The sequence below is a fragment of the Aestuariimicrobium sp. G57 genome (assembly GCF_050110855.1).
Lineage (GTDB): Bacteria > Actinomycetota > Actinomycetes > Propionibacteriales > Propionibacteriaceae > Aestuariimicrobium.
The window spans coordinates 1-11,998 of the sequence record NZ_JBNINW010000002.1 but is presented as its reverse complement, the minus strand read 5'-3'; the positions used below and the strand labels follow the sequence as shown (position 1 = coordinate 11,998).

The following is an 11,998-nucleotide window of genomic DNA, read 5'->3' as shown; positions in this document are numbered from 1 at the left end:
CCAGGATTGCCCCGAAGCGCAACGTTTACCCTGGCGCCGGCGCCAGGGCAACTGTTGCGTTCAGGGGCAATCTGCTCTGCGCACTGCTGGGCGCCTGGGTCGGTCCGGCTCCTTGCCCTGGGCAGGACGAGTGCATGGGTCGGCTCCGGGGGTGTCCCACCAGCCGGGTGCTTGCTTCGTCCACGTTGACACCCTTGTGTGCACGGTGACACCCGTCTGCAGGTGTCTGCGTGCACTTGAAGGTGTCGGCGTGCACCCGCTGGGCCCGTCGTGGTCTGCGGGACGGATCGCGGCAGGTGCCAGCCCCGGATCGTGCCCCACAACGGTGCCGAACCGTTGGTAGTCGAACGCCTCGGCACCGCTGGGACGACCATGCCCCAGCAGCGTGCATCGACCGGGGCGATTCAGCCCGTTCCAGCCGGTTTTGCCCGGTCGATGCACACTGCTGGGCCACGGCCCCGTTCACGCCCAGCCCGCCAACCTGATGGCGGGGATGGTGTGGTGGTGTGGGTTTCACTGCAGGCCCGGCAACCGCTGCTTGACGGGGGCGAGCCTCAACCGCGGCAGGTCTCGCAGGCTGGAGCCGTGGGGGCCGTAACCGGTCATGTCCGACCTCTCTGGGTGGTGGGCGTGCACGAGTTGTGTGCGTGACTTCCCCGGATGCTCGGGACTCCCTAAGCTCCCGGGCGGGAGATATTGACATGACATCACGTGACGCGTCCGCGACGGTGCGGATCATCCAGCAGACCCTGCCCACCGCCGGCCCCGACCCGCGCCCCGGGCTGCCCATCCTCAACGGTGGTGGCGGGCGGCTGCCGAGCGAGTCCGACCGCGAGTTGCTGGCGTTCGGTGACGACCACCTCGACCGGCCGCCGACGGTGCTGCCCTGGCGCAACCAGTCGCGCTATGACCGCGACCCCCGGCCCGTCGAGCAGCGGGTGGCGGTGCTCGAGAACGAGCACCTGCGCGCGACATTCCTGCTCGACTGGGGCGGACGGCTCTGGACGCTGACCGACCTGGCCAGCGGCCGCGAACTGCTGCACCAGGCCGACGCGATCCAGCCCGCGAACCTCGCACTGCGCAATGCCTGGTTCGCCGGCGGCGTCGAATGGAACCTCGGCGTCACCGGCCACTGGGCCCTGACCTGCGAGCCGGTCTCGGCGGCCGTCGTCGAGCACGACGGGGTGCAGGTGCTGCGCATGTGGGCCCATGAACGCATGCTCGAACTCGTCTGGCGCATGGATGTCTGGCTGCCCGCGGGTGCCACCGCGCTGACCACCCACGTGACGCTCACCAACCCCCACGCCCAGGATCGTCCGGTCTATTGGTGGTCGAACGTCGCCGTGCCCCAGGCCGAGGGCGGACGAGTGCTGGTCGATGCGCGGTCGGCGTTCAATTTCGGCTACACGGGCAACCTGCGACGGGTCGACGTGCCGGTCAATGACGGGGATGACGTGACGGTTCCCACCCTGGCCCACGACAGTGCCGACTACTTCTTCGAGACCCGGGCGACCCATCCGTGGATCGCCGCGGTCGATTCCGACGGCCACGGCCTGGCGCAGGCCTCGACCGCGGCGCTGGCCAGCCGCAAGCTGTTCGTCTGGGGCACGGCATCGGGTGGCACGACCTGGCAACAGTGGCTGTCGGGTTCGGGTGCCTATACCGAGATCCAGGCGGGCCTGGCGCCGACGCAGCTCGAACACCTGCGCCTGCCCGCGGGCCAGACGTGGAGCTGGACCGAGACCTACCGCGGCATCAACCTGGGCGCAGACGTGGCCGCGGCGCCGTTCGACGACGCGGTGGCCTCGGCGGCGCGGGTCGCGGTGGACGCCGAGTGGATCGACACAGCTGACCGGGTGCTGCGCGCGATGGCGGCGGTGCCGGTGGCCCACGACTGGCAACCCGCGGCTGACAAGGCCAACAACGGCTGGGGTGCGCTGGCGGTGGCCGTGGGCGACCTGCCGGCAGATGCGGCGACGCCGTTCCTGCCGGGGTCGATGGATGCCGAGCAGCGGGCCTGGGCCGACCTGGCCTCGACCGGGGTGGTCGACGCGTCGCTGGCCGACAGTGTGCAGACCGGCGCGGGGTGGGCGGCGCGGCTCGAGGCAACGGCTGCGGGGCCGGTGCGAGACCTGCTGCTGGGCTATGCACAGCTGGCCGCGAGGCAGCCGGCGGCGGCGCGCGAGAGCTGGCAGGCGGCGGTGGACACAGCCGGCGAGGCTGGTGCGGGCTCGACCGTGGCCGCACTTGCGCTGCGGGCCCTGGCGGTGACGGCCGGTGACCAGAACGAGGCGGCGGACCTGTTGACCCGCCTGTTCAGCTCGTCCGATGGGGCGACGCTGACCCGACCCGGCGGCGCGGCAGGTGACGAGCTGCTCGTCGAGTGGCTGACGGCCCTGCACCGGGTCGGGCGCCATGCCGACCTGCTCGCGGCAATCGAGGGGTTGGGTGAACAGCAGCGGCAGTTGCCGCGCGTCGCCTACCTGGACTGCGCGGCCCGCGTGGGCACGGGCGACCTGGCCGGGGCCCGCGAACTGCTCGACCGGCCACTGGTGCTGCCCGACCTGCGTGAGGGCGACCTCGGGCTCGACCAGTTGTGGGACGACTACCAGCGGGCTGCGGGCACGGATGAACCACTGCCGGCGCACTATGACTTCAGGATGCACATCGACTGAACCAGCACCTGTTCGCCGAACCCGGCGGCACATGTCGTCAAGAGTTCACCCGGGGGACGCAATGGGATCGCCTGCAGGCCCTAGCCTGCCGGTGTCCCCATCGCAGACCACCGAGGAAACCTCATGCGCCCCCTGCCCCACCTGCGGCCGACCGCCGTCGCCGTCGCGGCCGCCCTGGCCCTGACCGGCCTGTCCACCCTGCCCCAGCCGCAGGCCGTTGCTGCCACCACGCCGCAGCTGACGGTCGCCACGTTCAACGCCAGCCTGAACCGCAATGCCGACGGCCAGCTGAAGCTTGACCTCGCCACCCCCGACAACCAGCAGGCCCGCAACGCCGCCGAGACGATCCAGCGCTCGGGCGCCGACATCGTGCTCGTGAACGAGTTCGACCACGACGCCGACGGCACCTCGGCCAAGCTCTTCCGCGACAACTACCTGAAGGTGTCGCAGAACAGTGCACCCGCTGCTGACTACCCCTACTACTGGGCCGGACCGGTCAACACCGGTGTGCCCAGCGGCATGGACCTGAACAACGACGGCACCGTCGGCGGCGCCGATGATGCCTTCGGGTTCGGCACCTTCCCGGGCCAGTACGGCATGGTCGTGTACTCGAAGTACCCGATCAATACCGCCGACGTGCGCACCTTCCAGAACTTCCTGTGGAAGGACATGCCCGGCGCCAAGCTGCCCGATGACCCGGCCACCCCCCAGCCGGCCGACTGGTACAGCACGGACGAGCTGCAGGCCTTCAGGCTGTCGTCGAAGACCCACGCCGATGTGCCCGTCGATGTGGACGGCACGATCGTCCATGTGCTGGCAGCGCACCCGACCCCGCCCTCGTTCGACGGACCCGAGAAGCGCAACAAGCTGCGCAACCATGACGAGATCCGCCTGTTCGCCGACTACATCTCGGGCAAGGGCGGCTACCTGTACGACGACAAGGGCGTGCGGGGCGGGCTGGCGGCCGGCGCCAACTTCGTGATCGTCGGTGACTACAACTCCGACCCGTTCGACGGTGATTCCGAGCCCGGCTCGATCCAGCAGCTGCTCGACAACCCGGCGCTGCAGGACACCCTGCCGACCTCGGCCGGCGCGGTCGAGGCCGCCGGCCTGCAGGGCGGCGCCAACGTGGGCCAGACCGGTGACCCCAAGTACGACACCGCCGACTTCAACGACACCCCGCGGCCGGGCAACATCCGCGTCGACTACGTGCTGCCGAACGCCGGCGCCACTGTCACCGCTGCGGGCGTGTTCTGGCCGGTGGCGGCCGACCCGCTGTCGCGACTGACCGGCGTGTACCCCTTCCCGACTTCCGACCACCGCCTGGTCTGGATCAAGGCCAGCTTCCCGGCCGCCGAGCCCCAGCCCCAGCCGACCAATGAACTGCCGACGGCCGGCCCCTCGGCGACCCCGTCCGGGCCCCCGTCGTCCACCCCGGCGAACCCGGCCCGGCCGCCGAAGCTGCCGAACACCGGCGCCTGACCCCGAAAATCACCGCAACGTTGGTTGATCCAGCACCTCACACGGTGCTGGATCGACCAACGTTCTTGTTCAGCAGCCTCACCCGCTGATCGTCATCGGCGCGATCGCGCCCACAGCCTGCAACTCGTGCAGCCTCGCCACCACCCGATCCCTGATCGTCCACGGGTCGATGGTGTTCAGGTAGATCTTGGTGCCGCCCTCGAAGCCCGCCAATGTCGAAATGCGCCACTTGATGTTGATGTGCCACGGGATGTTCACCGTGGTGCCCCGCGGCCGGTAGTGCCATTCCTCATTGGCGGGCACATGTGGCCCGGTCGCCGCGTGCACGGCATGCACCAGGTCGCTCATCGCGGCCACCTCATCAGCCGTCTGCTGCTGCGGGGCGCACGTCGGCGACGTGCTGAACACCTCGATGGTCGGGAACCGGTGCCCGAACCCCGCGAACGCCACCGCATGGTCGTTGCGGGCGATCACCAGGCCGAACTCGCGGGCGGGGCGCAGCAGTCGGTCCTGGTAGGCCGTCGGGTGCTCGGTCAGCAGCCGGATCACCTTCTCGTTGCGCGCCCCCTGCGAGTCAATCGCCACCAGTTGCTTGTGCAGGTGGTCGAACGAGGCCCCTGCAGGCTTCAGCCAGTTCTGAAAGACCGCCACGTACTTCGCGAACGGATTCGAGCGGTACAGGTAGTCCAGCTGGGCCACCGTCAGGGCGATGTAGTGCCGGTGCTCCTCAACGCTGAGCGTGCCCGACGAGGCCAGTTCCGAGCTGTACTTTGCGCCGTCGACGTAATGCCGCCTCGCCACGATCAGGTCGTGCCCGCCACCGAAGAACCCCGTGGTCTGCGCCAGCATGGCCTCGTCGCCCATGCCGGCGATCTCGTCATCGGTGCGACCCGCCGCGCGCAGCTTGGTGCGGGCGATGGCCAGCACATGCGCTCGTCCGGCGGCATCAGCCAGGTAGTCGGCGCGGTGCTGCGCATCGACCGGTGTCAGTTCGTAGCCGTGGTTCAGGTGCCAGTAGTCATAGCTCAGGATCTCGAACAGGTTCGGCACGCACCGGAACTCGGCGACGGTATCAAAGACCTTGTCAGCGGGCAGTCGATGCAGCTGTTGCCAGTCGTCACCATCCTCGCCGGGACGACCCGTGCGCACCAGGCGCACCTGTTCGGGCGGGGTCTCGAGGTAGCGCTTCTGGCAGAACGCACAGAAATCACCATGCCGGGACGCCGCCAGCGGCACAGGATCGGGCAGTTGGGGCGCCAGTGGCCGGTTGCCGCGACCGGGCACGGTCCAGACCTCGTTGTCGCTGATGGGGTTGCGCTGCTTGATCGTGCCGTCGGCGAGTCGGATGAGCAGGTCTGCGTGTGGGGAGCGCATGTATCGATCGTGCACACCCCGGGCGGCCGCTGTCCACAAGGCCCCCGGCGGGTTGGAATCCCGCTGGTAGGCTTGCTCCGATCTGTCGGCTTCGGCGAGGACATACATGAACAACCTGAAAAAGGCCTTCCGGGGTCCAGTCATCTGGATCCTGATCGCACTGGTGCTGATCATCGCCGCGATGAACTTCGCGTCGCAGGCCACCGGCTTCAAGGACATCCCCACGTCCGAGGCCGTGTCGATCATCAACAGCACCGACAAGCTGCAGAAGGTCGAACTCGTCGATGGTGAGCAGACCATCAAGATCACCAAGGACGAGGGCCGTACCAAGGTGCGGGCCACGTGGGTCGACAACCAGTCCGACCAGTTGATCGAGCGCCTCAATGAGCGCGTCGCCGACAAGTCGCTCGACGAGTGGGTCGGCTCGAACCCGGGCCCGTCGATCTGGACGAGCCTGCTCTACAACTTCCTGCCGTTCCTGTTGCTGATCGTCGGCTTCTTCTTCGTCATGAACCTGGTGCAGGGCGGGGCGGGCGGTGGCCGCGGCGTGATGGGCTTCGGCAAGTCGCGGGCCAAGATCGCCACCAAGGACACCCCGCAGACGACGTTCGCCGATGTCGCCGGCTGCGAAGAGGCCATTGAAGAACTGCAGGAGATCAAGGAATTCCTGGCCGAACCCGCCAAGTTCCAGCGCGTCGGCGCGAAGATTCCCAAGGGTGTGCTGCTCTACGGCCCGCCCGGCACCGGCAAGACCCTGCTGGCCCGCGCCGTCGCCGGCGAGGCCGGGGTGCCGTTCTATTCCATCTCGGGTTCTGACTTCGTCGAGATGTTCGTCGGTGTCGGCGCCAGCCGTGTGCGCGACCTGTTCGACCAGGCCAAAGAGAATGCGCCCGCGATCGTCTTCATCGACGAGATCGACGCCGTTGGCCGCCACCGCGGCGCCGGCATGGGCGGTGGCCACGACGAGCGTGAGCAGACCCTCAACCAGCTGCTCGTCGAGATGGACGGCTTCGACGTGCGCGGCGGGGTCATCCTGATCGCGGCCACGAACCGCCCCGACGTGCTCGACCCGGCGCTGCTGCGTCCGGGGCGTTTCGACCGCCAGATCGCCGTCGAGGCCCCCGACCTGTCGGGCCGCGCCCAGATCCTGCGGGTGCATGCCAAGGGCAAGCCCATGGCCAACGACGTCGACCTGCAGTCCGTCGCCCGCCGCACCCCCGGCTTCACCGGTGCCGACCTGGCCAATGTGCTCAACGAGGCTGCGCTGCTGACCGCACGGTTGAACCTGCCGGTCATCGGCAACCACCAGCTCGACGAGGCCATCGACCGCGTGATCGCCGGCCCGCAGAAGCGCACCCGCCTGATGAACGAGCACGAGCGGCTGGTCACGGCCTACCACGAGGGCGGCCACGCGCTGGTCGCCGCGGCGATGCCCGGCGTCGACCCCGTGCAGAAGCTGACGATCCTGCCGCGTGGACGAGCCCTGGGGTACACCATGGTGATGCCTGACCAGGACAAGTACTCCCAGACCCGGGGCGAGCTGCTGGGCCAGATGGCCTACATGATGGGTGGCCGCGCCGCTGAAGAGCTGGTGTTCCACGACCCGTCCACCGGCGCCGGCAACGACATCGAAAAGGCGACCAAGGTCGCCCGCGCCATGGTGACCCAGTACGGCTTCAGCAGCCGGGTGGGCACCGTGCAGCTGGGCGGCGGCGATTCCGAACCGTTCCTGGGCATGACCCAGGGCTCGCGCAGCCTCGAGTATTCCGATGCCACCGCGTCGGTCGTCGACCAAGAGGTGGCGGCACTGCTCGAGACCGCCCACCAGGAGGCCTTCGAGGTGCTCGACGCCAACCGTGGGATCCTCGACCAACTGGTGCGTGAGCTCGTCGAGCACGAGACGCTCAGCAAGGCCGATGTCGCGCGCATCTTCACCGACCTGAAGCGCTGGCCCGAACGCGGTGGCTTCACCGGTTCGGACAAGCGCATCCCGTCGAACCAGCCGCCCGTCGAGATCCCCGTGTCACCGAGCCTGCCGGAACTGGACGAGCCGCACCCGGCAGGTGGCGCCCCCCTGCCAGCGGGACACCCGGGCCACGTGTCGGGCCCCGGCGGTGAGCACGGACCCCACGAGCCCTGGCAGCCGCCGCACCAGTGGGGCCCGCCGAACTGGCCGGGCCAGCACCCGCAGCAGGGTGGCGGGCAGTACCCCCAGGGCGGCCAGTACCCCCAGGGTGGCCAGTACCCGCCGCAGGGACAGTGACCCATGGGTGAGCTGCCGCCCCCGGTCGAGGCCTTCGACCTGCCGCGCATCGAAGCCGCAGTCCGCGAGATCCTGTACGCCATTGGTGAGGATCCCGACCGTGAGGGCCTCAACGGCACCCCTGAACGGGTCGCCCGGGCCTATGAAGAGATCTTCTCGGGCATGCGCCAGGATCCGTCCGAGATTCTGAGCACGACCTTTGACATCGCCCACGACGAGATGGTGATCGTGCGTGACATCGAGCTGTGGAGCATGTGCGAGCACCACCTGCTGCCGTTCACCGGCGTGGCGCACATCGCCTACATCCCCGATGACGAGGGCCGGGTCACAGGGCTGTCGAAGCTCGCCCGGCTGGTCGACCTGTACGCCAAGCGGCCCCAGGTGCAGGAGCGCCTGACCACCCAGATCGCCGACGCGCTGATGGTGCACCTGCAGGTGCGTGGCTGCCTGGTGGTCGTCGAGGCCGAGCACCAGTGCATGACCATGCGCGGCGTCCGCAAGCCGGGTTCGCGCACCACGACCTCGGCGGTGCGGGGCAGCGTGCGCAATGCCGAGACCAGGTCTGAGGCGTTGGCCCTGATCAATTCGACCCGCCGGTGAACCGCACGCTCGTCATGGGCATCCTCAACGTCACGCCCGATTCGTTCAGTGACGGGGGTGACCACTACGCCCTCGACGACGCGCTCGCCCATGCCCAGCAGATGCTGGCCGAGGGTGTCGACATCATCGACGTGGGCGGTGAGTCCACGCGACCGGGCTCGGTGCGCCCGCCCGAGGACGAGGAACTGCGCCGGGTGGTGCCGGTCGTGGCGGCACTGGCCGGCATGGGCATCCAGGTGTCGGTCGACACGATGCGGGCCGGCGTGGCGGCCGCGGCCATCGAGAATGGTGCGGCCATCATCAACGACGTCTCGGCGGGGCTCGCCGACCCCGACATGCTGCGGGTGGTCGCCGATTCCCCGGCCGACTACATCGCCATGCACTGGCGCGGCCACGGGTCCGAGATGAACCAGCTGGCCCACTACGACGACGTCACCGGCGAAGTGATGACCGAACTCGGCGCCCGCATCGGCGCTGCCCTGTCGGCCGGCATCACCCCCGAGCGGCTCATCATCGACCCCGGCTACGGCTTCGCCAAGGACGCCACCCAGAACTGGCAACTGCTGGCCGACCAGGAACACTTCGTGAGCCTGGGCTACCGGCTGCTCGTGGGGGTCTCGCGCAAGCGGTTCCTGGGTGACCTGCTGCGCGATGGTCGTGGGCCGCGCCCGGTGCTGCACCGTGACGACGCCGCGGTCGCCATCACCACGCTCAGTGCACTGCAGGGTGCGTGGGCCGTCCGCACCCACACGGTGCGCCAGCACCGGGACGCCGTCGAGGTGGTGGCCCGGCTGCGTCAGGTTTGGGACGCCCCCGAGGGGCACCCTTCCGGCCTCCGGTAGGGTCAATCCAGACCCAACCCGAAGGACAGCAGATGGCGACCGAACCTGTGTGGATCACCCTGAGTGGTGTCCGCGGCACCGGCTTCCATGGTGTGCTGCCCGAGGAGCGCCGCGACGGCCAGGAGTTCATCGTCGATGTGCGCATCGAGACCGAGGTCGACCTGCAGGCCGATGATCTTGCCGGTACGGTGAACTATGCCGAGGTCGCACAGCTGGTGGCGGACCGCATCACCGGCGAACCCTTCCAGTTGATCGAGACGCTGGCCGGCAGGATTGCGGACGACATCCTGGCCCGCGAGGCCGTGACCACGGTCGAGGTGGTCGTCCACAAGCCCTCTGCGCCCATCCCTGTGCCGTTCAGTGACGTCACCATCACCGTGATCAGGAGCAAGTCATGACGTTCATCGACGTTGATACCCTCGGCAACCTGCGCCCCATCAGCAAGGTCGTCTTCAGCCTTGGTTCGAACGTGGGCGACAGCCTCGAGATCCTGCAGGCGGCGGTGACGCAGCTGGCGAGCACCCCCGATGTCATCCCCGTCGATGTGTCGTCGGTGTACCTGACCGACCCGATCAGCGACATTCCGCAGCCCGACTTCTACAACCTGGTGCTGGTCTGTGAGACCACGCTCGAGCCCGCCACGCTGCTCGACCGCATCTATGCCCTCGAAGAGGCCTTCGGACGGGTGCGCGACGTGCCCAACGGCCCCCGCACGCTCGACATCGACCTGGTCATGGTCGGCAAGCGTGAACGCGAAACCCCCGAACTGACCCTGCCGCACCCCCGCGCCCACGAGCGTGGCTTCGTGCTGGTGCCGTGGCTCGAGGCCGACCCGCTGGGTGAGCTGCCGGGCAAGGGCAAGGTGGCCGACCTGGTCAAGACTGTTGACGTCTCGGGCGTGCACAAGACCGACGAGGTCATCGAGCTGCCGTGAGTCTGGGTGTGCGGCGATGAGCCGTGTGTTCGACGACGACCCGGACGACCCGGGGCCCGGTGCGCCGCGGCCCCCGCAGGGTCCGGGGCATGAGCGGCTGAAACCCGCTGGTGTCGGGCTGGTGGTGGTGTCGCTGCTGGTGGGGATGCTGGGTGGTGCGGCCGTGGCCAGCCTGTTCGAGCTGGTCGAGGTGCCACTGCCGGTGACCCCCTGGACGATGTCGGGCATGCTCGTGGTGCTCGGTGGTGCGGCCGCGCTGGGCTCGGTGTGGTTGTCGCGCCGGCTGGCCGACCCGCGCCGGCGCCCGGACTTCGAGGTGCCCGTGGCGGCGCTGGTGGTGGGCCGGGCGGGCCTGGTGACGGGGTTGCTGCTGGCGGGTGGCCATGTGGCCTATGTGCTGTGGCAGCTGGGCCGGCTCGAGGTGCCGATCAACCGTGACCGGGCCGTGGCCGGGGCGGCCGCGGTGGTGGCAGGGCTGGTGCTGGCCGTGGGGGCCTGGCTGCTCGAGCGGGCCTGCCGCGTGAAGGACGACGAGTCGTCCGAGGGGTGAGCCGGGGAGCCCGTGTGGGCTCAGAGGTGCACGTTGACACCTTTGGGTGCGCGTTGACACCCGCAGGACGGTGTCGGCGTGTTCGTCAGGGTGTCGGCGTGCGTCGAAGGGTGGCGGCATGGTCGTGGACGAGGCATGGCGGAGCCCTTCATGGTCATCCAGCCAGGTGGGGTGGTCGGGCCGGGGTGCAGGGCTCCGGATCTTGCACAACTGGCACCCATGCCTCGTCCGCAGCCGATTCGACCGGAACGGGGCGCATTCGCGGCGCCCGTGCCATTTGTGCAGGTTCCGGGGTGGTGTGGGAGGCCTGCACGGCCCTCAGGCACACCACTGACACCCCTTGTTTCACGTTGACACCTTTGGGTGCGCGTTGACCCCCGCAGGACGGTGTCGGCGTGTTCGTCAGGCTGTCGGCGTGCGTCGAAGGGTGGCGGCATGGTCATGGACGAGGCCTGACGGAGCTCTTCGAGGGCCGTCCAGCCAAGTGGGGTGGTCGGGCCGGGGTGCAGGGCTGCGGATCTTGCACAACTGGCACCCATGCCTCGTCCGCAGCCGATTCGAGCGGAACGGGGCGCATTCGCGGCGCCCGTGCCACTTGTGCAGGTTCCGGGGTGGTGGGGGAGGCCTGCACGGCCCTCAGGCACACCACTGACACCCCTTGTTTCACGCTGACACCTTTGGGTGCGCGTTGACACCCGCAGGACGGTGTCGGTGTGTTCGTCAGGCTGTCGGTGTGCGTCGAAGGGTGGCGGCGTGGTCGTGGACGAGGCCTGACGGAGCCCTTCGAGGGCCGTCCAGCCAGGTGGGGTAGTCGGGCCGGGGTGCAGGGCTGCGGATCTTGCACAACTGGCACCCATGCCTCGTCCGCAGCCGATTCGAGCGGAACGGGGCGCATTCGTGGCGCCCGTGCCACTTGTGCAGGTTCCGGGGTGGTGGGGGAGGCCTGCACGGCCCTCAGGCACACCACTGACACCCCTTGTTTCACGCTGACACCTTTGGGTGCGCGTTGACACCCGCAGGACGGTGTCGGTGTGTTCGTCAGGGTGTCGGCGTGCGTCGAAGGGCGGCGGCATGGTCGTGGACGAGGCATGGCGAAGCCCTTCGAGGGCTATCCAGCGAGGTGGGGCGGTCGGGCCGCGGTGAACGGCTCCGAGCTTGTCAAGATGTCTGTGTAAGTGTTGTGGGTCGGGTTGGGTTTAGAGGTGGGCGTTGATGCGGTCGGGGTAGACGAGGGCGAGCTCGCCGAGGGCTGCTTTCCAGCCGGTGACGAGTTGGCCT

The 11,998-nt window shown here is 68.9% G+C and carries 9 protein-coding genes; 8 read left to right on the top strand and 1 reads right to left on the bottom strand.

What is annotated here, in order from left to right; all coding sequences use genetic code 11:
* The first annotated feature begins 701 nt into the window (after positions 1–701).
* Complete coding sequence (locus ACQCX5_RS04085; RefSeq protein ID WP_434540741.1) at positions 702–2,675, top strand: DUF5107 domain-containing protein; 1,974 nt, start codon at positions 702–704, stop codon at positions 2,673–2,675.
* A 123-nt stretch (positions 2,676–2,798) separates the two neighbouring features.
* Entirely contained in the window at positions 2,799–4,157 is a 1,359-nt protein-coding gene (locus ACQCX5_RS04080) for an endonuclease/exonuclease/phosphatase family protein (protein ID WP_434540740.1), read from the top strand.
* Positions 4,158–4,235: 78 nt separating this feature from the next.
* Here ACQCX5_RS04080 and ACQCX5_RS04075 read toward each other — a convergent pair whose 3' ends face one another.
* On the bottom strand, positions 4,236–5,531 hold the full coding sequence (locus tag ACQCX5_RS04075) for a DUF4921 family protein (protein ID WP_434540739.1): 1,296 nt from the start codon (positions 5,529–5,531) through the stop codon (positions 4,236–4,238).
* Positions 5,532–5,637: 106 nt separating this feature from the next.
* On the opposite strand from ACQCX5_RS04075, the gene ftsH reads away from it, so the two are divergent.
* Genes ftsH through ACQCX5_RS04045 form a run of 6 tightly spaced genes read left to right on the top strand, consistent with a single transcriptional unit; the run spans position 5,638 to position 10,720 of the window.
* Positions 5,638–7,794, top strand: coding sequence for an ATP-dependent zinc metalloprotease FtsH (ftsH, locus tag ACQCX5_RS04070; protein WP_434540738.1), 2,157 nt, complete (start codon positions 5,638–5,640; stop codon positions 7,792–7,794).
* 3 nt (positions 7,795–7,797) lie between these two features.
* Positions 7,798–8,394 (top strand): GTP cyclohydrolase I FolE, encoded by a 597-nt coding sequence (gene folE, locus ACQCX5_RS04065; RefSeq protein ID WP_434540737.1) that lies wholly within the window; start codon positions 7,798–7,800, stop codon positions 8,392–8,394.
* A 14-nt stretch (positions 8,395–8,408) separates the two neighbouring features.
* Positions 8,409–9,236, top strand: coding sequence for a dihydropteroate synthase (folP, locus tag ACQCX5_RS04060; protein ID WP_434541282.1), 828 nt, complete (start codon positions 8,409–8,411; stop codon positions 9,234–9,236).
* A 32-nt stretch (positions 9,237–9,268) separates the two neighbouring features.
* The gene (gene folB, locus ACQCX5_RS04055; protein ID WP_434540736.1) at positions 9,269–9,634 is read left to right on the top strand and encodes a dihydroneopterin aldolase; all 366 of its coding nucleotides are present in this window, start codon (positions 9,269–9,271) and stop codon (positions 9,632–9,634) included.
* The gene (gene folK, locus ACQCX5_RS04050; RefSeq protein ID WP_434540735.1) at positions 9,631–10,170 is read left to right on the top strand and encodes a 2-amino-4-hydroxy-6-hydroxymethyldihydropteridine diphosphokinase; all 540 of its coding nucleotides are present in this window, start codon (positions 9,631–9,633) and stop codon (positions 10,168–10,170) included. The genes folB and folK overlap by 4 nt, the downstream gene beginning before the upstream one ends.
* 16 nt (positions 10,171–10,186) lie before the next feature.
* Positions 10,187–10,720 carry a DUF3180 family protein gene (locus tag ACQCX5_RS04045; RefSeq protein WP_434540734.1) on the top strand — a complete coding sequence of 178 codons (534 nt, stop codon included), beginning with the start codon at positions 10,187–10,189 and terminating at the stop codon, positions 10,718–10,720.
* Positions 10,721–11,998 lie beyond the last annotated feature (1,278 nt).

Bases quoted from the DNA above. Each gene is read 5' to 3' on its own strand.
- ACQCX5_RS04085 (WP_434540741.1), top strand. From the start codon at position 702: ATGACATCACGTGACGCGTCCGCGACGGTGCGGATCATCCAGCAGACC.
- ACQCX5_RS04080 (WP_434540740.1), top strand. From the start codon at position 2,799: ATGCGCCCCCTGCCCCACCTGCGGCCGACCGCCGTCGCCGTCGCGGCC.
- ACQCX5_RS04075 (WP_434540739.1), bottom strand. From the start codon at position 5,531: ATGCGCTCCCCACACGCAGACCTGCTCATCCGACTCGCCGACGGCACG.
- ftsH (WP_434540738.1), top strand. From the start codon at position 5,638: ATGAACAACCTGAAAAAGGCCTTCCGGGGTCCAGTCATCTGGATCCTG.
- folE (WP_434540737.1), top strand. From the start codon at position 7,798: ATGGGTGAGCTGCCGCCCCCGGTCGAGGCCTTCGACCTGCCGCGCATC.
- folP (WP_434541282.1), top strand. From the start codon at position 8,409: ATGGGCATCCTCAACGTCACGCCCGATTCGTTCAGTGACGGGGGTGAC.
- folB (WP_434540736.1), top strand. From the start codon at position 9,269: ATGGCGACCGAACCTGTGTGGATCACCCTGAGTGGTGTCCGCGGCACC.
- folK (WP_434540735.1), top strand. From the start codon at position 9,631: ATGACGTTCATCGACGTTGATACCCTCGGCAACCTGCGCCCCATCAGC.
- ACQCX5_RS04045 (WP_434540734.1), top strand. From the start codon at position 10,187: ATGAGCCGTGTGTTCGACGACGACCCGGACGACCCGGGGCCCGGTGCG.